Origin of the sequence: Glaciecola sp. HTCC2999 (genome assembly GCF_000155775.1) — a bacterium.
In the GTDB taxonomy this organism is placed as follows: Bacteria; Pseudomonadota; Gammaproteobacteria; order Enterobacterales; family Alteromonadaceae; genus Opacimonas.
On the sequence record NZ_DS989811.1, the window covers coordinates 259385 to 283404 of the forward strand.

Annotated in this window: 16 protein-coding genes and 1 pseudogene; 12 read left to right on the forward strand and 5 right to left on the reverse strand. The window is 40.0% G+C overall.

Annotated elements, in window-relative coordinates; genetic code table 11:
- Together G2999_RS05130 and G2999_RS05135 are read left to right on the forward strand one after the other, a co-directional pair.
- Window positions 1-1530, forward strand: a complete 1530-nt coding sequence (locus G2999_RS05130; protein ID WP_010179401.1) for a TnsD family Tn7-like transposition protein — start codon at window positions 1-3, stop codon at window positions 1528-1530.
- Between the two features lie 351 nt (window positions 1531-1881).
- Complete coding sequence (locus G2999_RS05135; RefSeq protein WP_010179403.1) at window positions 1882-2199, forward strand: hypothetical protein; 318 nt, start codon at window positions 1882-1884, stop codon at window positions 2197-2199.
- A gap of 122 nt (window positions 2200-2321) precedes the next feature.
- Here the strand turns inward: G2999_RS05135 and G2999_RS12895 are convergent.
- A pseudogene (locus G2999_RS12895) lies at window positions 2322-2489 on the reverse strand (DUF3147 family protein); the annotation flags it as partial.
- Between the two features lie 84 nt (window positions 2490-2573).
- Here G2999_RS12895 and G2999_RS05145 point away from each other — a divergent pair.
- The 8 genes from G2999_RS05145 to G2999_RS05180 are packed head-to-tail and all read left to right on the forward strand — an operon-like array spanning window position 2574 to window position 11316.
- On the forward strand, window positions 2574-2957 hold the full coding sequence (locus G2999_RS05145; RefSeq protein ID WP_010179406.1) for a BlaI/MecI/CopY family transcriptional regulator: 384 nt from the start codon (window positions 2574-2576) through the stop codon (window positions 2955-2957).
- A 2-nt stretch (window positions 2958-2959) separates the two neighbouring features.
- Window positions 2960-3949, forward strand: a complete 990-nt coding sequence (locus G2999_RS05150; protein ID WP_010179408.1) for a M56 family metallopeptidase — start codon at window positions 2960-2962, stop codon at window positions 3947-3949.
- Window positions 3950-3962: 13 nt separating this feature from the next.
- Window positions 3963-5294: a TolC family protein gene (locus tag G2999_RS05155; RefSeq protein WP_010179410.1), complete on the forward strand. Its 1332-nt coding sequence runs from the start codon at window positions 3963-3965 to the stop codon at window positions 5292-5294.
- A 16-nt stretch (window positions 5295-5310) separates the two neighbouring features.
- On the forward strand, window positions 5311-6543 hold the full coding sequence (locus G2999_RS05160) for an efflux RND transporter periplasmic adaptor subunit (protein ID WP_010179412.1): 1233 nt from the start codon (window positions 5311-5313) through the stop codon (window positions 6541-6543).
- Between the two features lie 10 nt (window positions 6544-6553).
- Window positions 6554-9697 carry an efflux RND transporter permease subunit gene (locus tag G2999_RS05165; RefSeq protein WP_010179414.1) on the forward strand — a complete coding sequence of 1048 codons (3144 nt, stop codon included), beginning with the start codon at window positions 6554-6556 and terminating at the stop codon, window positions 9695-9697.
- Window positions 9687-10382 carry a HupE/UreJ family protein gene (locus G2999_RS05170; protein ID WP_010179416.1) on the forward strand — a complete coding sequence of 232 codons (696 nt, stop codon included), beginning with the start codon at window positions 9687-9689 and terminating at the stop codon, window positions 10380-10382. The genes G2999_RS05165 and G2999_RS05170 overlap by 11 nt, the downstream gene beginning before the upstream one ends.
- Window positions 10383-10417: 35 nt before the next feature.
- Complete coding sequence (locus G2999_RS05175) at window positions 10418-10942, forward strand: hypothetical protein (protein WP_010179418.1); 525 nt, start codon at window positions 10418-10420, stop codon at window positions 10940-10942.
- A gap of 41 nt (window positions 10943-10983) precedes the next feature.
- Window positions 10984-11316, forward strand: a complete 333-nt coding sequence (locus G2999_RS05180; protein ID WP_010179420.1) for a DUF6488 family protein — start codon at window positions 10984-10986, stop codon at window positions 11314-11316.
- 368 nt (window positions 11317-11684) lie between these two features.
- On the opposite strand, the gene G2999_RS05185 is transcribed toward G2999_RS05180, so the two are convergent.
- The 4 genes from G2999_RS05185 to G2999_RS05200 all read right to left on the reverse strand — a co-directional run bounded on the left by G2999_RS05185 (window position 11685) and on the right by G2999_RS05200 (window position 17063).
- Window positions 11685-13409, reverse strand: a complete 1725-nt coding sequence (locus tag G2999_RS05185; RefSeq protein WP_010179422.1) for a GGDEF domain-containing response regulator — start codon at window positions 13407-13409, stop codon at window positions 11685-11687.
- Between the two features lie 2 nt (window positions 13410-13411).
- Entirely contained in the window at window positions 13412-13870 is a 459-nt protein-coding gene (locus tag G2999_RS05190; RefSeq protein ID WP_010179424.1) for a response regulator, read from the reverse strand.
- Window positions 13857-16115 (reverse strand): ATP-binding protein, encoded by a 2259-nt coding sequence (locus tag G2999_RS12615; protein WP_010179426.1) that lies wholly within the window; start codon window positions 16113-16115, stop codon window positions 13857-13859. Before G2999_RS12615 ends, G2999_RS05190 begins: the two co-directional genes overlap by 14 nt.
- Window positions 16116-16475: 360 nt before the next feature.
- Window positions 16476-17063, reverse strand: a complete 588-nt coding sequence (locus G2999_RS05200) for an FMN-dependent NADH-azoreductase (RefSeq protein WP_010179428.1) — start codon at window positions 17061-17063, stop codon at window positions 16476-16478.
- 337 nt (window positions 17064-17400) lie between these two features.
- Here G2999_RS05200 and gnd point away from each other — a divergent pair, with 337 nt between their 5' ends.
- Both gnd and G2999_RS12620 read left to right on the forward strand, forming a co-directional pair.
- Window positions 17401-18873, forward strand: a complete 1473-nt coding sequence (gene gnd / locus G2999_RS05205) for a decarboxylating NADP(+)-dependent phosphogluconate dehydrogenase (RefSeq protein ID WP_010179429.1) — start codon at window positions 17401-17403, stop codon at window positions 18871-18873.
- A gap of 401 nt (window positions 18874-19274) precedes the next feature.
- Entirely contained in the window at window positions 19275-24002 is a 4728-nt protein-coding gene (locus G2999_RS12620) for a glycoside hydrolase family 16 protein (protein ID WP_010179431.1), read from the forward strand.
- Window positions 24003-24020: the final 18 nt, after the last annotated feature.

Genomic DNA, 24020 nt, shown 5'->3' on the forward strand with positions numbered 1-24020 from the left:
ATGTTGGCGTATTTTCCAGTACCATATGAGGATGAACTGCTCTATAGCGTTATAGCTCGATATGCGGTCCATACTGGTCAATTAGAAAATAGGCAAGCAGTATCGAGAGACATTTTTGGCAAACATACTGCTGTTGCAATTCCAGACCTTCCCAGTCACTTACAAGTGTTTACAGAAAGAGTAAGTGTCGTTTGGAAAGTTGATGTGGAAGAAATTATTAAACGTCATACGCTAGCGCCAATATATTTCCCCTTCTTAAATACTCAGCAATCAGCGCAAGTAATTCAGTCAATGTATTCTGAGCAAGGTGGCAGTATCCATACCAGAGCTGGCATAGCAGCCTCTTCTGTTCAAAAGCCAGAGTGCTTTCGGTATTGTCCACAATGTTATCATGAACAAAAAGAAGACCTTGGAGAACCATACTGGAACCGTTTAAATCAAATTGCAGGCGTTAATGTCTGTATCAAACATAGTTGTCTATTACGGACTTCAGACTTACCGCTGCACTCTAAGCAAAAACATTTATATAAATCAGCATCATTAATTGGTGAAATCACTGAATCTCAAAGCCTAGAAATTACAGATATAGAGCGCCAATTAGTAAACAGATTTGAAGCGCTATTAACTAATCCTGTTTTGTCAGGGTTTACTGAACATCAATGGAGTATGTTCTATCTGAATGTTGCCAAAGATCTTAACTTTTCCAGAGGCAACCAAGCTGATCATAAAAAAATTCGTGAAAAGTTCGAGGCGGACTGGAGCCATCTAGAATCAAAGATTTATAAATTAGATACCAGTGACAATAATTGGCTAATTTGCTTGTTTCGTAAACACAGAAAATCTTTTCACCCTTTAAGGCATTTAATGGTTTGGTGCTCACTATTGCCCGACATTAGTAATGATGAAATATTCCGTAAAGTTTCAAAACTTCCCAAAACGTTGAAAGTGCCAAAATCACAAAAGAAAAATACAGAGGTTGTAGAATCAACGTTATTAGAAGCCAAAAGAAAAGAGTGGCTTGAATTACTGGAGAAGCACAGTGATCTCGGTGTTAAGCAGATAAGAGCGGCTAGTATAGGAGGCGCGTTATACGCTTGGCTTTACCGAAACGACCCAAATTGGCTGATGAAAAACAAACCTAAAGTCACTGCAAAAGTTGAAAATAGGTATGAGCCAGATTACCTGTCATGGGACAAGGATAATATTGAACTACTTAACACGTTATTAGCTGAACAACTCGCCAATCCTGAACGTAATCGGCTAAGTAAACATTTTTTCATTAAAAAATTACCCCGCTCAAACTCTGTAGAAAAGCACCTAGCAGATTTAACCGCAACTGATAATTGGCTTAATGCACATGCAGAGAGCATTGAGCAGTATCAATCATTTCGCCTTTCTAGAGCGGCCGATAAGTTAAAGGAACAAAATTTACCAGTGCAAAGGTGGCGACTTCTAAGAATATCGGGTATTCGAAAAGAAAGTCTAACATCCTTACTAGACCAGAAAATAATTGAGCTTGAAGCCTGTTAACTACTAAACAGTAGTTAAATGGAAGAGTTCAACCTACTTCGTAAAGTTTTTCACCAGAGCAGATCACCCAATTGAATTTGGCACCAAACGAATTTTTCATTGAGCCAATGATTTGCATACTCCGGTTTTAACAGCGCACCAGTTCGGATTAGATAGTGTCCTAATCCAGTTAAGCAAGCGCACATTCCGACTGAAAAAACGCAGTTGTTTTTAAGTTAATTCAACAAACAAATTTTCTTTGAGAATGGATCACTCTGAAGAAAAAATTCAAGATTAGATCCACGCATTTGATATGCTTTTAATCCATATTTTTCTACCATAAGCCATCAAGCAAAAAGCGAGGGGCGGCTTATGATCACCTCAGTAAGAAATTGGTATATAGTTGCAGTCATGGATGGGGAACAATTGGTCGGTGAAGTGTTATACGGTACAGTGCATAATGACCAAACTTTTCGTTTTTTCGAAGGGGACTACGTGACAACATCACGGATCGTGTCGATGGATGTTAAAGCTCAGCAAGTAATAACTTCCAGTAACTCTTATTATGTCCTTAAGGGAAGTGGCAAACAGGCCACTATCGATTTAGACGATTTCGAACTTCTTCGGCATGGTTTTTCACCTGAGCAGATCAGGGTTTTAAACAGCTCATCGCCTCTTTTAGCCCATTAGCTTTGGCACCAACCCAAAGGAATCGAAGCGCCAATTTCAAGAGTTAAACGCCAGATAAAAGATAACCGGCGGCGGCTGATTTATAACAGGCTGATTTGTAGTAGTTTTACTGATTAGGATTAGATTTTATCTGACGGCTGCTTTTCAAGATATAACCAAATCATGGTCAAAATGGTGACTGTCGGTAATGCGACTATCAGTGCTCCTAGTTTATCACTTCGTTTTGCTAGCTCTGATGCAGCTACTATGACCGTTGCGGTGATCAAATACTTTGTTATTAGCCAACCCATATCATATCCTCAAATGCAAAAACCGATTGCCTATCGGTTTTTGTTGTGACAATATAGCCAGCGAATTAAATAGAGTAAAGTGTTATGCAGTTAGGTGAACTAGAAAAGTTAGTGCTTCAACATTTCTGGAATGTCAAAGAGGCGGACGCAAAGCAAGTACATAAAGTATTGGGGCTTGCGCGTGGTAATTCATTAAATACCATTCAAAGTACGCTTGATAGGCTATTTAAGAAAGAACTACTTAAGCGCACTAAACAAGGCCATGCCTATTGTTATTCAGCCAGAGTAGACCGCGAAGGCTTAATCGCTCAGCTTATTTCAAATGTGACCAGTGACTTTGTAGAAGATGGAGAAAATAGCTTAATAGCCGCTTTTAGTTCCGCTTCAGCACAACTTAATGACGAACAACTCGATACATTAGAAAAAATGATCGAAAAACAACGCCAGTTAAGAAAGGAACAGTCTTAATTATGTTAGTTGGAGATATGGCAATCGCTCTAAACTTGCTCAGTGTTGCAGTGCTTGCATTTGTGATCGGTATTGCAAGTGTAGCTGTCGTATCTCGTTTTGTGTTGTTCAGACTCAATCAAGTCAGTTTTAATAGTCAAAAATTTATATTGTGGTCACTTGTCAGTGCGCCTTGGTGGATAGCACTTTCTAGTATCGGTTACTTTATGCCTTACTCTTTAGGGTTTGATAAAGTTTTCAACATAAGCTGGTTCGAAGATTTTGCCCATTGGCACCATATCGATATTTTCAGTTTTTCAAGTTGGCACGCGTTAACATTACTTTTAGGTTTAATCTATTTAGTATGGCGCGTAATTCGGACTATCTTTGCTAGAACCAAACAGTCCATCGCATTATCGAGTTTACTAAGCTTTACTGATGCAAAAAACGCTAAAACGACTAATGGTAATCAATATTTCTTGATGCCTGTTAAAGTACCTGTTGCTTTTACTACAGGCTTTATATCGCCCAAGATCTATGTATCAACCGGACTAAAAACCCAAGTTAGCGATGAACAACTCAATATCATCGTTAATCATGAACTTGCCCATGTAACAGCAAAAGATCCCTTATTTAAAGTACTATTCACGGCACTTGCCAACTTCTATCCGTCAGGTATAAAACAAAGCTTAATCGAGCAATATGTCTTAATGACGGAGAAGATAGCCGATAATGAGGTCACAAAAACATATGACAACCTTGATGTCGCACAGACATTGATTGATGTCGCTAGACTTCAAAAAGCACTTCCTACGGATTACGATCAGGCGTCTGCTAGCTACTTCGGACATGATCACACGAGTCTTCGTGTTGAGCGGTTATTAAATCCAATCAATAAACCGTCACTTACACCTATCATCATTGCGCTAGCACTATTGGCAACTATGCCAGTACTAGCGGCATCCACTGTTGATAGTTTTCATCACTTTATTGAAACTTTTTTCATCCATTAATTAAGGATATGGAATGAGATTTAACCCATATAACAGTAAAAGTAACGAAAAAAAACCGATAGGCTATCGGTTTTTGGCTGTTGGAATAGCTGTAACAACGGGGCTTGGTTTAACAATGCCTACCCCTTCTTTGGCTAATTCGCAAACTCAGCAGCAAATACAGTCATCACATCAGATTATTAATCTGAGTAAGGCTGTGACCATGACCTTAGAGAGTCATCCTGAACTAAAAGCCTTGGTAGCTAAAGAAGCTGTGTGGCAAGGCAATATCGAGCAAGCAGGCATTGGAGAACGTCCTCAGATAGGTTTAATGATCGAGGATGCGTTAGGGACAGGTGAGCATAGTGCGTTAAAAAGTATGCAATCAACCCTCACATATTCTTGGTTACTTCAACAAGATCAAATTGATGGCAGAGTCAATGCGGCAAAAAGTCAAGCAAGTTCATTAATCGTAGAGCATAAAATAAAAGCACTCGATTTATCTGCGGTTGTTGCAAAGCAATTTGTTGAAATCTTGATAAAGCAAGAGCGCTTGAAACTCAATCAATTAGCGGTATCTCAGGCACAGGAAGTGATTGACGCGATTGCCAAAAGAGTAAAAGCAGGCAAAAGTTCTAATGTCGAAATGCGCTTGGCTCAAGCTGAGTTGGTTCGAAGAAATCTCGCTGTCGAAGATTTAGAGCACGAATTAAAAGCCAGCTATTATCAACTGTCATCCTTATGGGGTAAGCCTCAGGCAGAGCTTAAGTTAACGGGAAATTTAATGCTTAAGCCGGAAATTCCATCTGTAGAAAGCCAGCTAAACAAGCTTAAGCAAATCCCGCAAATACAGCAGTTCGCTAATGAACAACGTATCGCCCAGTCTCAAATGGAACTTGCACGTATTGAAGCCAAACCTCAGTGGCAATTCACTGCTGGACTAAGACGATATGAAACGACCGATGATTTTGGTTTAGTGGCGGGTATCTCTATTCCTTGGGGAAGTGAAAATAGAAATGCAGGGACAATAGCTGCCTTACGCGCAAAACAAGATGTGCTGGCAAGTCAGCAACAAGCGTTAATGCAGAAACTTGATGCACAGCTTTATGTGCTATTGCAAGAAATGGCGCATTCTCACCATGTCATTGAAACGATTCAAGCACAAATTATTCCCGAACTAGAAACCGCATTGACTGAAGCAGGTCAGGCATTTGATATCGGCAAGCTTAGCTACAACCAGTGGAGTGATATACGTAGAGAGCTACTTAGCGCCCAAAATCAGTTACTTGATGCTTATCAATCTTTGCACTTACAACATATTGAAATTCAACGTCTAACTGGCGTGTCCATTAGTGATAGCGAGTAGAACCGTGAGCAAACTTATGAAAAATAAAAATATCCTGTCGTCATTGAGCTTGGCGATTCTTATCTCATTAACAGGTGTCGTCGCACCTAATGTTGTTGCATCATCAGCACCTGCGGCTGAGCAAGCTGAACCAGAGAAAGGTCCACACCGTGGGCGCATGTTACGAGAGGGTGATTTTGCAATTGAACTATCTATTTTTGAAACAGGTGTGCCACCAGAGTTTCGCGTTTGGGCGACTAATGGTGGACAGCCGATAGACCCAAAGAAAGTCGATTTAAACGTAAAATTAATTCGCCTAGGCGATGGTACTGATGATATTAACTTCAATGCTCAAGGTGATTTTCTTCGCGGTGATATGGTGATTTATGAGCCTCACTCTTTTGTTGTAGCCATTGAAGCCACTTATCAGGGTAAAAAGTACAATTGGCGATATGACAACTTCGAAGGTCGCACCACAATTGAGCAGGCAGTTGCCGATGCAATGGAAATCAACACTGAAATTGCAGGCCCAGCAACCATTCACCAAACCATACCCGCTTATGGCAAATTAAGTTTACCTGTGGACGCTAAGCGAAACATTGCTGCCCGTTTTGATGGTGAAATCACCAAGCTGCATGTTAATTACGGAGAAGCAGTTAAAAAAGGTCAAACACTGTTTACAGTAGAAAGTAATGAAAGTCTTAAACCCTACGTTATCAAAGCTCCAGCTAGCGGTGTCGTTACTCAGTTATTTGCAAACGCGGGTGAGCAAACGGGTGGCAGAACCTTACTGACCATTACTAATTTCACTCGCCATATTGCCAAATTAGCGGTTTACCCTTCGGACTATGCCAAAGTGAAACTGGAAACGCCAGTAACACTAAACGTTGAGGGTCATGAGGAACCCCTTGCAGGTAAAGTGTCATTTATTGAGCCTAGCGTGAGAGATGATCAAGCTCGATTGGTTTGGGTCGAATTAGCTGATGGTCACTTTTCTGAAGGAAGTTTTGTTAAAGCTGACATAGAAGTTGCAACCATTAATGTGCCACTGGCTGTAAAACGAGTTGGCTTGCAAGGCTTTAGAGACTTTACGGTCGTTTACGCCAAAGTGGGTGAGCAGTATGAAGTTCGTATGCTTGAGTTAGGCCGAGCTGGAGGCGAATGGATCGAAGTATTGGGTGGCTTAAAAGCGGGAACCGAATACGTGACCGACAATAGCTACATCTTAAAAGCCGACATTGAAAAGTCTGGCGCATCACACGATCACTAGGAGCGTAACAATGTTGGAGTCAATTTTACGCTTTTCAATAAAGCGCAAATTCCTTGTGATGGTGATGGTGTTAGCTGTGTCAGGTCTGGGTATTTGGAATTTTACCAAACTACCGATTGATGCAGTGCCCGATATCACCAATGTGCAAGTCATGATCAATACCGAAGCGGCTGGTTTTACTCCGTTAGAAGTTGAGCAAAGGGTAACTTTTCCGTTAGAAACTGCTTTGTCGGGTTTACCGGGGTTAACCTATACCCGCTCAGTTTCTCGTTATGGCTTGTCTCAAGTAGTTGCAATATTCAGTGACGATACTGATGTCTATTTTGCTCGTCAGCTTGTTAATGAGCGTTTATCAGCGGCACGCGCTGAGTTACCGCAGGGCTTAGAGCCTCAACTTGGGCCAATTGCGACAGGTCTTGGTGAAATCTTCATGTTCACCGTTGATGCCGAGCCTGACGCGACACATGCTGATGGTACGCCAATTACCCCAATGGATTTACGAACCGTACATGACTGGACCATAAGACCACAATTAATGCGAGTGCCGGGTGTAGTAGAAGTGAACCCGATAGGCGGATTTGAGCGTGAAATATTAGTCGCTTTCAAACCTGAAAAGTTACTTGCTTTTGGGCTGTCACAAGCCGATGTGGTTGATGCAATTTCGAAAAACAATCAAAATCAAGGCGCAGGCTTTATTGAGCAAAATGGCGCACAGTGGCTGTTAAGACTACCCGGTCAGGTTGCCGACATGGAATCAATTGGTAATATTCCGCTTAAGTCGGTTGATGGTTCATCACTTTACATTAAAGACGTAGCCGATATTGAAAATGGCAAAGGGTTAAGAACTGGCGCTGCTACACAAAATGGTCGTGAAGTGGTGATGAGTACGGTGTTCATGCTTATTGGTGAAAACAGCCGCACCGTTGCCCATGCCGTGGGAGAAAAGCTCAAGGAAATTAACGCCACTTTACCAGAAGGTATAGTCGCAACCGCTGTTTATGATCGCACTAAATTAGTAGATAAAACTCTACAAACGGTTCAGCTTAACCTGACCGAAGGGGCGGTTCTGGTAATCGTTGTACTCTTTGTCTTGCTAGGGAATTTCCGAGCGGCATTTTTAACGGCCTTAGTGATCCCTTTTGCTATGTTAATGACAGTGACAGGTATGGTGCAAACTCGCGTGAGTGCAAACCTGATGAGCTTAGGTGCGTTAGATTTTGGTTTGTTAGTCGATGGTGCCATTATCATCGTAGAAAATTGTCTTCGCAGGCTAAGTCAGGCGGGAAACAATCCTATTCCTTTAAAAGAACGCATGGAATTGGTGTTCGAAGCAACAAAAGAAGTCATACGCCCAGCGCTATTTGGCGTGTTTATTATCACCGCTGTTTACTTACCCATTTTTGCCTTAGAAGGCGTTGAAGGCAAAATGTTCCACCCAATGGCGATCACCGTGATTATCGCGTTACTTAGCGCTATGGTGTTATCGGTTACCTTTGTACCAGCTATGGTTGCCTTGTTATTTAAAAAGCCTGTCAAAGAAAAACATAGCCCAATAATTCGTGGTGCTGCGGTTCTTTATAAACCAGCTTTGAACTGGGTATTAAAAGCCCGTTGGTTAGTGGTAGTTTCCGCAACAGTGTTAGTTGGTTTCTCAGGTTATCAGGCGACTAAGCTAGGTAGTGAATTTGCGCCTAATCTGGATGAAGGTGATATTGCCATGCACGCGCTGCGAATTCCGGGTACGTCACTGTCTCAAGCAATCGCGCTTCAGGAATCTTTAGAAGATAAAATTAAACAAATGCCAGAAGTTGAACGCGTCTTTGCCAAAATAGGCACAGCCGATGTTGCAACTGATGCCGTGCCGCCAAGTGTTGCAGATAACTTTATTATCCTCAAACCTCGCGAGTTATGGCCTGAACCTGACAAAACGAAAGTACAAATCGTCGAAGAGTTAGCCGCGCTAGTAGAGCCAATTCCGGGTAACCGCTATGAGTTTTTACAGCCAATACAAATGCGTTTCAACGAATTATTGGCAGGGGTCAGAGCTGAACTTGCGATAAAAGTGTTTGGTGATGACTTTGATACCTTGACCACGTTAGGCGATGAAATAGAGGGTGCAATTTCTCAGGTTGAAGGTGCCGTAGATATACAAGTTGAGCAAACCACAGGGTTACCTATGCTTAATCTTGTACCAAATCGTGAAAAATTGATGCAGTTTGGTATCAGTATTAGCCAAGTACAGTCTCAAGTGGCAACAGCGATGGGCGGTACTGTCGCTGGTAAATTTTATCAAGGCGATGTTCGCTCTGATATTGTGGTACGCCTTGCAGAATCAAAACGAAATAATATTGATGAACTTCCTTATCTACCGATCAGATTAGCTGACGGTCATGCTGTGCCACTTAAAGAACTGGTTGATATTGAGCTTATTTCTGGCGCTAACCAAATTAATCGTGAAAATGGTAAACGCAGAGTGGTGGTAACTGCCAATGTTCGCGGAAGAGACTTAGGGAGTTTCGTTGGTGATATTAAAACGGTAATTGAAGAAAACGTTGAAGTTCCAGCAGGCTACTGGGTGGAATATGGCGGCACTTACCAAAAACTACAATCCGCTTCAGATCGTTTAAGTATTGTTGTACCAGTCACCTTAATAATGATTATCGGGTTATTAATCCTTGCGCTTAACTCCGTTAAAGATGCCATGATCATCTTTACAGGGGTGCCATTAGCATTAACAGGTGGTATTGCTGCATTGCTGTTGCGTGATATTCCATTTTCAATTTCAGCAGCTGTTGGCTTTATTGCCTTATCGGGAATCGCCATCCTTAATGGCCTAGTTATGGTGTCGTTCATTAGAGACTTACGTAAAGATGGACTGGCACTTAATAAAGCAATATTTGACGGTGCGCTGACTCGTCTTCGCCCTGTGTTAACAACCGCACTAGTCGCATCATTAGGTTTTATCCCAATGGCGTTAAATACAGGCATTGGTTCAGAGGTTCAACGTCCTCTGGCAACAGTGGTCATTGGTGGCATTATTTCGTCAACGATTTTAACCCTGTTTGTCATTCCTGCTTTATACAGAATTTTACATAAAGAAAAGGAGTCTATTTTGACTGATGCTGAAATATTGGAGTCACAAGATGCCAAGTAACATGATTAAAGTATTGACCTATCTGACGATTGCGCTGTTAGCGCTTCTCAGTATCGAAGCCTTTGCTCACGGAGTCGATGATAAAACCAGAGCATTTTTAGAGCAAAATAGTGGTGTACAGTTTATCCCGTTTTTATACATAGGCGCTAAGCATATGATAACGGGCTACGATCACTTGTTGTTTTTAGTCGGTGTTATCTTCTTCCTGTATCGCAGCCGTGACGTACTTTTGTACGTCACCATGTTTACTATCGGACATAGCACAACATTGCTATTTGGCGTGTTAAGCGATATTCAAGTGAATGCTTATTTAATTGATGCCATTATCGGTTTTTCCGTAATTTATAAGGGATTCGATAATCTAGGTGGCTTTAAGCGTTGCTTCAATTGGCAACCGAATATGCAATGGGCAGTGCTGATTTTTGGTTTGTTTCATGGCTTTGGGTTGGCAACAAAATTACAAGAATTCAGTCTTGCTGAAGATGGCCTTGTGACCAACTTAATTGCGTTTAATATTGGTGTCGAGCTTGGTCAATTCGCGGCACTTGCACTGATACTTATTTTGATAAATGCATGGCGGAAGTTGCCGTCATTCCAACGATTTTCAACAATGACCAACACAGCGTTAATGAGTGCAGGTGTAATGCTAATGGGCTTACAACTCACTGGTTATTTCACCCTTTAATTTATTAAAGAATATAGAAAGTAAAAGAGAATTTTATGCAACATACAGTTAGTACCCAAACACTTATTAAAGCGAGTATCTCAGCGGTCGTTGTCGCGGCTATTGCACTGGTTACCTTTATCTTACCAGCAGAGTACAACATCGATCCGACAGGTATTGGCAACAAGCTAGGTTTAACAGCACTTGCACAAGCGGCTGAAGTGGAAACGACGTCATTAGAGACAACTAAAGGCACCGATGAATTTCAAACAATAGAAGTGATCGTCCCTGCGGAACGCGGCATTGAATATAAATTCTATATGAAGCAGCATGAAAAAATGACCTATGAATGGCTTACTGATGGTGCTTCATTGTATTTCGATTTACATGGTGAGCCAGAAGGCGACACAACGGGATATTTTGAAAGTTACTCCATTGCTACAATTAATGAAATGAAAGGCAGCTATACCACGCCATTTGCTGGCTCTCATGGTTGGTATTGGAAAAACAAATCAGATAAGCCAGTTTCGATACAGCTACTGGTCAAAGGGCAATATGAAGTTATCGGCCTTAAAAAATAACGAATTTAACTTTACGAATTTCATACAAAATGGAGACTAAAATGAACAAACTAATATCAATCGTTGCACTTTGCGGTGCCTTGCTTACTGCTAATGTACAGGCACATAGCGATCATGGGGCTATCAGCGGTCAAAAAGCTGTAAGTATCGCTGCAACACATATTCAAAAGATGACATTTAAAGACGCGGGTTTTGACGTTGGTAAGTTAGATGAGTCATGGAAAAACATTGATAAATCGCAACTTTCGATTGCTAGCGTTGAGGACAATTTCTACGTAGTAAGTGCATCTAATTCTAACAATCAAGGTAAGCTTTACTTCCAAATTGCAAAGAATGGTCGTGTTATGGCTGTTAAAGATAAAAACGACTTTTAACAAAATAAGAAGGCACCTTTTGATAGAAGCAAGAGGTGTCTATGACTTTTGTTCTATTATCGTTAACAAGAATTTGGAAAGTGGGACAGCAGCTAAGCCTTTAATATAAAAGACTTACGAAGCAAATTGAAATTTACCCAGTATTATAGTATGATAGTTTTTTGTTATGCCTTTGCAGCATAATTTACGATAATAGAATATAAAGTATGATACTTTGATAATATGTTGTTTATTTCAATTCTAAATAAATCAATAAGTTAAGATGTATCTGAGTATGATGCTTTATTGTAAATTTACAAATTATCCTTAAAATACAAGGTGTTAGTAACCTCTCAATTCTCAGAATTGTCTTTGATTATTAAACATTACTAATGGGTCAGCCATCGTTGCTCAAATACTTCAGCAGTAGTTGGCTTCGAGTAAAAGTAGCCTTGGATCATGTCAATATTGACACCAAAACATGCGTCTAATTGGCTCTGTGTTTCTATCCCTTCCGCTATAATAGGTAAATTAAGCGTGTTTAACATCTTACTTACAGCATAAAATAATTTTTCGTCATCTGTAGCGATGGTATCAATAATAGATTTATCAATTTTGATGGTTGAAAAGATGGGGTTACATAGCTGTGCAATTGATGCGTAGCCGGTCCCGAAATCATCCAGTACAATTTTATATCCAGCATTAGACAGATCTGTCAGTATAGAGTTGGTCTTTTCATCATCTAGCTGGAGAGATTCTGTGATCTCTAACTTTATATGTTTGGGTAAAACATCATACTTGGTCGCTATCCTATTAAATCTCTCTAAAATATCTACACATTTAAGTTGTGCTGGAGAGAGATTAACTGAAATAGCAAAATCATCATCAACAGTGTTGGTCGATCGCCATAAGGATAATTGTCGGCAAACCAATTCAAACACTTGATACCCAATTTGAATTATAAGCCCTGTATCTTCTGCAACCTTAATTGTTTCGGGAATACTGATTTGAAAGTGTTGCTCTGGTCCCCAGCGTAATAAGGCTTCGGCACCTACTAGCTTAGATTGTAGTTGTGATATTACGGGTTGGTAAAAAACACTAAAGTATTTATTTTTTAAGGATTTCTTTACTGCGTCTTCAATATAAATTTTTCGTAAGAACCGGTGTTGGATATCTTCGTTATAAAATTGACACCGATCTCGTCCCTCATCTTTTGCAATGTATAACGCCATATCTGCGTGTTTGTATAATGATTCTGCCGATGAAGCGTCGTCTGGATAAATCGCTATACCGATACTTGAAGTGCATTCAATATTCATGTCAGTCAATGCATATGGGGTGTTGAGGGTATTCATAAGACGAGGGACAAGCTGTTCTATCTCATGTTTATTCTTAAGGGTCGATATAATACCAAATTCATCCCCTCCTAGACGGTATACTTTACATTCTTGTCTAATATTATTCTTTATGCGCAGAGCTGCCGCAGTCAACAACTCATCACCAACAGAATGGCCTAAGGTATCATTGATAGTTTTAAAATGATCAAGGTCGAGTAATAGTAACGCAAACCCACCACTTACAACGCTATGTTGCTGAAACATTTTTTTCAGGTTTCGGTCAAACATGTAACGATTTTCTAAACCCGTTAATTGATCTATTTCTGCTAACTCTTTTAGCTGCTGATTACTTTCGACCAAGGCTTGTTTAATTTCGTTGCGCTTACGAGATTGTAAAATGACACGGATTAATCGACTACTATTGATCTCTGATTTTAAGATAAAGTCTTGTGCACCGGCAATAAGACATTCAAGAGATATAGTCATATCTTCCATATTACTGAGAACAACAATAGGTATATTTATTTCAGTAGATGTATTTAGATAGTTTATAAACTCAAACCCTGTGACTTTTGGCATAAAATAATCGACAAATATCATGTCAAATCTTTCATTCTCTAAATACTGTAATGCATCTTCAACATTGGCTGTTGCAACGACTTCAATATTACTATTTGCCGCTTTAAGTTGACGCGTCAGATTCATCCTATCAATGTCATCATCATCAATATTTAATATCCTTAAACTTAACAAATGCTCATGAATAGAAGATTGCATAATCACGTTATCCCTTTTTTTGAAGGGGTAGATTCAAGGGCCGGTTTTGGCAAAGATACAATACACCAATAAGCATCAATTAATTCTACTAATTTGGGGAAGAAGCCATCCATGTCACTTTTTAATATATAGCCTGCTACATGTTTTTCATATGCATCAAATCTGTCTTTTTCATCGTTGGATGTTGTTAGGATAAAAACGACACTTTGATGCAACAAAGGGTCATTACGTAGTTCATTTAACATTTCGATACCATTCATTTTTGGCATATTAATATCTAATAAGATTAAGAACTGTTTCGTTTTCCCATATTTTCTTAATATTTCTAGTCCTTCAATACCATTTTCTGCTCTTATAATTTTATTTAACAGTTTGTGCTTACTTAGGGCACGTTCAATTGATGTTGCATCAATATCATCATCTTCGACTAGTAATATTACAACTTCATCATTCGCTTGCATTTTTCACCTCGTGTAATCTTTGTACTTTAGGCCAATGTAAAATAAAGGTACTGCCATTGAGGCCATCACTGTCTAAATTAAGCGTCGCTTGATAGTTATTGACAAGTTTTCTGATTATCGATAAACCAATACCACTTCCCTCAACTTTATCTCGTGCATTTAAGGTTTGGAAAACTTCAAATACTTTTTCATGATATTTTGGATCGATTCCCGGCCCATCATCTTTTATTATGAACTCTATAAATTCAGATTGGTCCTTTACAGTAATGTTAAGCATGCCATCCTTTCTATCGTGATGCTTTATCGCGTTAGATACGAGATTGCGTATGATTAATGCTAGGGGTACATGCAATGTCTCAATGGTTTGAATGTCAGTATTAATGACACATTTAAATTCTGCTGGTGGATTACTTAACTGAAAAATTTCGAGAATAAATTCTTCGGGGGCAATATTTTTAAAGTCCCCATGTAAGCGACCCACTCTTGAATAATCCAATAGATCATTTAACAATCTTTCGAGTCGCTCAATTCGATTTTTGATTAATTTTAGATGGCCACTTGTTTCATCACTAATCGTATCTTTTAAGTCGTCTTCTACCCATGACACTACCTGTGCAATACCACGTAAAGGAGATTTTAAGTCATGAGAAGCAATGTAAGCGAATTTGTCTAATTCTTCGTTACTGCGAGTTAACGTTTTTTCGAGTTTCTCGTGCTTTATAATTGCTTGTTTTTGTATGCTTATAATTTTTTGCTGGTTTGCCTCTGATAGCTGGTACGCTTGTCGTTCTTTCACTCTCATCATTAATGCATAAGCAATTAAAAAGCTCATCAACACACCGATAACTAGAATGAATTTGGGAATAGGGCTTAAGTTATCTTCCATAAACTCCACAGATGGCTGGAGTTTGAGAGTGAGTTGTTGTCCAAGCATTGAGAAAGATTGTTCATGCGATATTGTATTGAAGGCGGCATGTTTTTTTGCTTCAAGTAAAGTATCTAAAGCAAAACTGCGAAATACATTACCTTCATCGGTATCTAAGCTAATTAAATGTGTTGCAAATATATCGCTTTCCGTTAAATACGCTGGGATCAAAGTGTTTGTTAAGAAAGTAACTTGGAATGCGCCATAATACTTGTCTAGCTCAAATAATGGATATAATACTTGATAAGTAGCGACACTATTATTCATCATATTACCCCAGACGATGAAGGGCTCTTGTTCAGATTTAATTTCTTTTATAGACGGAGTTACCAGACTCTGGATAGTGCTTTGTGTATTGGTTGCTATGTTGCTTTCGTCACGAGTTATACTCCACTGTAATTGATTATCTTCATCTAACCAGTTTATGGATAAAACGGCATTGTGGCTATTAAAATAGTTGGCCATATTATCGGTTAATACAGTTTTAGGATTATGAATGTTTTCTTTAAATAAGATGGCAAATTGCTCGATTTCAGCATTTTGAATATTAAAACCCAGTTCTATCGATTTTGTGACTGCTTCCGTTGATTTTTGTATTTGTTTACTCATTAGCTGTATTTGGAATGATTCCAAGCTTTGCCAAAATCCAAGAAATAAAATCAAGCTAGATGTTACGATGGGAGCGATATGCCATGGTTTATTATGTTCGATATTTTTATTATGTTGAACTTGGACTAAGAAAATGACAAGACCCAATATAATAAAATTAAATGCAGTATGTACCGCCATTCCCGACATATTGCCCCATACATATGCGGTATTAATATTACCTAGATAGCCAATAAAAGAGAGTAATGCGATAGCGATAACTATCATCACTAGATGCTTTATGATACCCAAGTTAATAGTGCGATTCTCTGCTATTACACTGATTCCTATTAACACAAAACAAATACTCGTACTCAATCCCATACGACCTGGATTAGGTGAGTGCACTAATAAATAGGCTTCCATAAACAGCTGATCAATTCCTAAGTTTTGTCCAATGATGTACTGAAAGCCGGTTAGCCCTGCTAAAACGATTAATATTATTGCTAAGGAGATTGAGAGTGTTTTCTTTTGTAAAATGAGAGATATTGTTGTTAATGCAGCTAATAAAAAACATATTGCCGTATTGAATTGCATAGGTACAAATGACGAAGATATTTGAATTAGCAACGATTCCTGCAAATACCACCCAGTAATGACGGTTAGCGCAATGAATGCAACTACACTCAACAGAGTGATGGGTATCGGTGTTACTTTTGATGGTACAAACATAATCAGCAAATACAAAAAAGGGCTATTAATTGAGTGTAGGAGACTTTTTGAGATTCGCAAGTATGACAAAGATTTAAAGTAAATATGTAATTGGATGTGATAAGTAATTTGATGTGATATGAATAAGGGCGGAAGAAATATAACGTTTTGGCATTATGAACCAATTAATTTAACCCAGTGCATAAAACTAAGGGTGAAGGTCAAAATTAGATTAATTTGTAAATGACAAAAATAATTTGAACTAATCCTCAGAACATCGCTCTATTAAAGTGTATGTGTTTTATAGTGTGTTCCTATGTTAAGTTTAACCCCGCGTTTAGCGGGGTTTTTTTTTGAGTTGTTAAAAGATCTCGTACCTATTTAATATTGTTGAATAGCACTTTTTGCTGCCGTTAAGCTTTCTTCCTTGCTTGGCATTGCTAGCCCTTCTGCATAAATGAACTCAACTTCAGTTATCCCTAAAAAGCCAAAGAAATCTTTCAAATAATTGGTTTGTGTATCCATTGGTGTTCCTTGGTAAACGCCACCACGAGCCGCAACAACAATGACTTTTTTATGTTGTAAAAGACCTTTAGGGCCTTCTGCAGTGTACTCGAACGTCACACCAGCTCGAGCAATACGATCGACCCAAGCTTTAAAGGTTGATGGTACGCCAAAATTATACATTGGCATACCAATGACGATCGTGTCTGCGCGTTTTACTTGTGCTATATAGGTATCCGATATTTCAGCCAAAGCCTGTTGAACCTCAGTACGCTCATTCGGTTCAGTCATCCACGCACCCATTTCGGCGCTGGTTAAATGGGGTAGCTCATGGGTTGATAAGTCTTGTTTATCAACAGTTGCTTGATATTTTAGGCTTAAATGCTGCACTAGTTGATTGGCTAATTCCGAAGAATTACCATTATCTTGGTTTAATGATGTGTTGATGAGTAATATATGTTTCATGTTGAACTCCATAATTTCTTCGTAACAATGAGGTTGATGAAGTTAATCATAGTGCCTTATTTTGTCGAAATAAAGATATATGAATGGCTATTATCAACCTAAATAAATATTAGAATGGTTTGGTGATGTAATAAAAAACCATAAAAATTTTTTAATTGTAATGACCGGATAATCTTCATCACATAATGAAGATACGCGTTGTGATATGGGGATGATTAAAAGAGTATGTAATTACGCTCGACATGAAGTGTTCTTTTATTGCGCAATCTCCTTAGACAATAGCATTATACGAGTAAAAAAAGTATCATATATACACTATTTGGATTTAGGGCAACTCATGAAAGAATTATCAGATATTGGTTTAGTTGGTTTAGCCGTTATGGGTGAAAATCTCATCCTTAATATGGCTTCTAAAGGCTTTACAGTCACGGCATATAACCGGAGTTACGACAAGGTTGAGAAGTTTCTCAATGGTCGTGCGCAGGGTGAAACAATCCGTGGAGCAAAAGATATTCCTGAACTAGTCGCTTCTTTGTCTTCTCCCCGAAAAGTCATGTTAATGGTAAAAGCGGGACAACCAGTCGATGACTTCATTGAGCAACTGATTCCATATTTAGATGCCGGAGATATCATTATCGATGGAGGTAACACTCATTACCCTGATTCAAATCGACGCACAGCCTATTTAGCTGAGAAAGGTCTGCATTATATTGGCACTGGTGTATCTGGTGGTGAAGAAGGGGCGTTAAAAGGGCCCTCTATTATGCCTGGCGGTGCCGCTGCTGCATGGCCTCATGTGAAAGATATTTTCCAATCAATCTCTGCCAAAGTGGCTGATGAGAATGGTGATTTAACGGTTCCATGTTGTGATTGGGTTGGGGATGACGGTGCGGGCCATTTTGTAAAAATGGTACATAACGGTATTGAATATGGCGATATGCAACTTATTTGTGAGGCATATCACATACTGCACGATTTAGTTGGTCTGAATGCGGATGAGATCGGTGATGTATTTGAGGCATGGAGCAAAACTGAACTAGATAGCTACCTTGTCGATATATCGATTGACATTTTCCGTTATAAAGATGAAGACGGCGCGCCTTTAATTGAAAAAATCCTCGATACTGCAGGGCAAAAAGGGACTGGAAAATGGACTGGCGTAACTGCACTTGAATTAGGTGTGCCACTGACGTTAATTACTGAGTCTGTATTTGCTCGCTGTATTTCGGCACAAAAAGAAGCTCGAGTTCATGCTTCAAGTATTCTAACAGGGCCCAAAGTCCCCAAATTTGTCGGTGATAAAACTACATTTATAGAAAGTATTCGACAAGCGCTGTTAATGGCAAAAATGATTTCTTATGCACAAGGTTATGATTTGATGACTGAAGCGGCGAAAGAGTTCGGCTGGGATCTTAACTACGGCGGTATTGCATTAATGTGGCGTGGTGGTTGTATCATTCGTTCAGCGTTTTTAGACAATATCAAGACTGCATATGACAACAATCCAGAGTTATCTAATTTGTTATTAGATCCTTATTTCAGTGAGACAGTCATTAAATCTCAGTCGGGTATTCGCCAGGTGATCGGTAATGCAACCGTTGCTGGGATCCCAGTACCTTGCTTAAGTGCTGCATTAACGTATTTCGATAGCTTAAGAACTGCTCGTTTACCTGCTAATTTATTACAAGCGCAACGAGATTACTTTGGTGCTCATACTTATGAGCGTCTGGACGGGCCGCGAGGTGAATTTCACCATACCAATTGGACAGGGCGTGGTGGTGACACTGCATCGACCACTTACGATGTATAATATTTAGATATTCGTCTTCATGGATGTGAGCATTCATAAGAATTGTTAATTAAAAGGTCACTTGAGTAATCAGTGACCTTTTTTTTAATGTTAACTTACATTGAATTCACATATATATTACTGAAATTGATGCGTTAATAAAGTGAGTCATCATCAGTATGAAATCCTTTACACCTCCAGATAACACGTTGTTTCTCGTTTTTGTTTCATATAAAAATTAAGTGTATATTAGAATTTCAGTTACTTTTTTTTAACAAAGTATTGATATTTTTTGTTAACAACTTATACTGGCTGTGGAAGCGCTTACATTTATGTTTCCATTTTTTGGGAGATAGATGTAAGCGCTTACATCAAACTAAGCGCGTTTTTCTTACTAGGGTTGAACACACATGAAAAACAGAATGACAAATATAACAAGATTTGGTGCAGTGCTATCTGTACTCACGTTAGCCGCTTGTGGCGGTGGAACGGAAACGAAGACTGACCTTAATGCAGTCAATCCAACCGTGCCAGTAGATGATTGGCGTCTGGTATGGAGTGATGAATTTGATGGAACAGCTATTAATGCAAATAATTGGACGCATGAAGTCAATTGTGAAGGTGGCGGTAATAATGAGAGACAGTGTTACACCGATACCGCAGAAAATTCATTTGTAAGCGATGGCACACTTAAAATTGTAGCTAAACCAGCTGCGGAAGGTGCTGAACAGCCTTATACCTCTGCTCGCATGACGACACAAAATAAAGTCGATATTCAATACGGCCGTATTGAAATGAGAGCTAAATTACCTAAAGGTCAAGGTTCTTGGCCGGCATTTTGGATGATGCCTACTGATTCTGTATATGGTGGATGGCCGAAGTCTGGCGAAATCGACATTATGGAAGCAGTCAACCTAGGTACTTTACGTGCTGATGGTACCGAAGAAACTAATATTTACGGTACTATTCATTATGGTAAAGATGGTGCGGAATCAGGGCAGTCGCATGATCCAGGTATGAACCCTGGTGATGATTTTCATACCTATGCTATCGAGTGGCAAGAAGGTGAGATCCGTTGGTACATGAATGATGTTCTTTATGCGACGCAACGTCAATCTCAATTAAAATCAAACGGTAGCGGTTTATCTCATCGAGGTTGGTACGCGAAACTGTACGATGTTGCTACTGGCCAATTAGAGACTGATTACAGCAGTGCACCATTTGACCAAGATTTTTACATGATCCTCAACTTAGCTATTGGTGGAGATTGGGCTGAAAATGTTAATGAAGGTGGTATCGACGCCGATGCATTTTCTGATGGTCAAACACTAGAAGTTGATTATGTTCGTGTTTATAAATGTACGGCCGATTCAATAACTGGTAGAGGTTGTGATACTGTTGCTCAAGGTTATGACACCCTAGTTGAAGACGGTGGTTTATTAGTACCAGGTACGGCGCCAGCACCATCTCTTGATGCAGGTGCACCAAATCCAATTACTATCTTTGATGATACTGTAAATGTCAATTGGGTTGCATGGGAAGGTAGAGATAGCCCTGTCAGTCCTATTCCAGAGTTAGTTGCTGATGATGCTGACCGTGGTAATGTCTATGAGTTTGCTGTTCAAAATGGCAATGAAGGTGCGGTGTTTGGTTTTATCACTCGTTCAGCATTCTTATCAGCAGATCCAACTTCACCTTCGCGTCCTGCTCCGCATAATGCTTTAGGTATGATTGAAAGTGGATATATTACATTTGATGTAAAAGTGACAACCGCGCCCTCTAATCCTGATGCTGTTTGGATGTTTAAAACTGAAGCTGATGATAGAAATGGTGGAGAATGGGCTACACCATTAACTGATTTTGGTGATGCACCCGTCGTAGGTCAATGGACAACTTACGAGGTACCATTACAAGCTATTTCAGATGCAGGCGTAGATATTTCTTTATTAGACGTTATCATGGTTTTCCCTGAGTGGGGCAAAGGAGAAGGTTCTGTATTCCGTCTGGATAATGTAGCAATCTTAAATGGAGACGAAGTAACTGGCACTCCTGATGTAGTTTATGCTCCTGCAGAATTTACTGAAGCGTTTGGCGGTGCGACGATATCTGAAAATACATATTTGTATCCAACTGGAGCAGAAGTGTGGGGTGGATTTGCGAACTTAAATGAAGATATCTATCCAATGTCCTTCCCGAATGGTGGTTCTGTATCATTTAAAGCTTCTATCCCGGGTGACGGAGCTGATGTTGATGTTCGTTTTGTATTTGAAAAAATGCCACATCCAGATGTTGATCCAACATTTGGTACCGACGTGGTTACTGTTACAGGTGCAACTGAAGCAATTTATACATTAACTATTCCTGCACAAGACGCAGCTAATACTTACAGTTCATTCTTGTTGTATTTAAATACCAAAGACTCACCTGTCACTATTACTGAGGTAGTTGTAACGCAAACTGGTACAACAGGAGCAGGCGTGCCTGATACTGTTTATGATCCTGCAGCATTTACCGAAGCATTTGGTGGCGCGGTCGCTGATACAGTAACTAATACTTATTTGTATCCTACTGGAGCTGAAGTATGGGGTGGTTTTGCAAACTTAAATGACACAATCTACCCGATGGCGTTCCCGAATGGTGGATCTGTAACATTCAATGCATCTATTCCAGGTGATGGTAGTGATGTGGATGTTCGTTTTGTATTTGAAAAGATGCCACATCCAGATGTTGACCCAACATTTGCTACGGATGCAGTCACTGTTTCTGGCGGTACAACACAATCATATACAGTTGAATTTGCAGCTCAAGATGCAGCTAATACCTATAGCTCATTCTTGATGTATTTAAATACTAAAGATGCTCCAGTTATCGTATCTGATGTAGTTGTTACAGCTACTGGTGTCAGTGGTGGCGGTGTCGCTGCTGATGTAGTTGCTGACCCAGCTACATTTACAGAAGCCTTTGGTGGTGCAGTTGCAGATACAGCTACGAGTACTTATTTGTATCCAACAGGTGCAGAAGTTTGGGGCGGATTTGCTAACTTAAATGATACTATTTATCCGTTAAGCTTTCCTAACGGTGGTAAATTAACCTTTACCGGTGCTATCCCAGGCGCAGGCTCTGATGTTAACGTACGTTTTGTGTTCGAAAACATGCCTCATCCAGATGTTGATCCAACATTCGGTACTGATCCGGTAACGGTTTCAGGCAACGCAGAAACAACTTATACAATTGAATTACCAGCGCAAGATGCTGCTAATACATACAGTTCTTTCTTGTTATACCTGAATGACCGAGACTCACCTGTTATTGTTAAAGATGTAGTTGTTACTCAATATGCAATTGGTGATGTAACATCTCCAAGCACACCTGTTACTGATGGCGGCACTGACGGTGGCACAGATGGTGGTACTGACGGTGGCACAGATGGTGGCACTGATGGTGGCACTGATGGTGGCACTGATGGCGGTGGTGAAGCTTCACCTAATGCTGACATGCAACCGTTTGCAGACTCTGGTGCTGTAAAAGATGGTGATACATATACTGTTCCTACAGCAGCTCAAACATGGGCAGGTTTCGCTAATGATAACGCTGATTTATATCCACTTAGTTTTGTCAATGGCGGTAAGATAACATTTACTGCAGCGATTCCAGATGGTGGTGCAGACGCAGATGTGCGTTTCCGTTTCGAAAAAGCAGCGTATCCAGATGTTGACCCAGCGTTCGATGCAGGTATTGTTACTGTAACAGGCGCAACAGCAACTACATATACGATTGACATCGAAGCTCGCCCAAGTGATGAAACATATAGTTCATTATTAATGTATGTTGATACACGCGACACTCCAGTGACTGTTACTGATATTTTAGTTACTGAAAACCCTGCTCCAGGTGAGCCAGAGCCTTCAGCATTAGCTGTGATGGTTCCATTTGCTGATTCTGGCGCATTAAAGGACGGTGATACATATACTGTCCCTACGTCAGCTCAAGCATGGGCCGGTTTCGCTAATGATAACGCTGATTTATATCCATTTAATTTTGCAAATGGCGGTGAGATAACATTTACTGCAGCGATTCCAGAAGGTGGTGTAGATGCAGATGTTCGATTCCGTTTCGAAAAAGCAGCGTATCCAGATGTAGATCCTGCATTTGATGCGGGTACTGTCACGGTATCAGGCTCAGAGGCGACATATACAATCACTGTTCCAGCACAAGATGCGGCGAATAACTACAGCTCATTATTAATGTATGTTGATACACGTGATGCTGCTGTTGTAATCACCAATATTGTTGTAACAGGTTCTGAAGTAGCCGAACCAGTAACATCAGCACTAGCTGTGATGGTTCCATTCGCTGATTCTGGCGCATTAAAGGACGGTGATACATATACCGTCCCTACGTCAGCTCAAGCATGGGCTGGTTTCGCTAATGATAACGCTGATTTATATCCATTTAATTTTGCAAATGGCGGTGAGATAACATTTACTGCAGCGATTCCAGATGGTGGTGTAGATGCAGATGTTCGATTCCGTTTCGAAAAAGCAGCGTATCCAGATGTAGATCCTGCATTTGATGCGGGTACTGTCACGGTATCAGGCTCAGAGGCGACATATACAATCACTGTTCCAGCACAAGATGCGGCGAATAACTACAGCTCATTATTAATGTATGTTGATACACGTGATGCTGCTGTTGTAATCACCAATATTGTTGTAACAGGTTCTGAAGTAGCCGAACCAGTAACATCAGCACTAGCTGTGATGGTTCCATTCGCTGATTCTGGCGCATTAAAGGACGGTGATACATATACCGTCCCTACGTCAGCTCAAGCATGGGCTGGTTTCGCTAATGATAACGCTGATTTATATCCATTTAATTTTGCAAATGGCGGTGAAATAACATTTACTGCAGCGATTCCAGAAGGTGGTGTAGATGCAGATGTACGTTTCCGTTTCGAAAACGCACCTTACCCAGATGTAGATCCTGCATTTGATGCGGGTACTGTCACGGTATCAGGCTCAGAGGCGACATATACAATCACTGTTCCAGCACAAGATGCGGCGAATAACTACAGCTCATTATTAATGTATGTTGATACACGTGATGCTGCTGTTGTAATCACCAATATTGTTGTAACAGCTGCAGATTAATCGGTATAGCATAGAGAG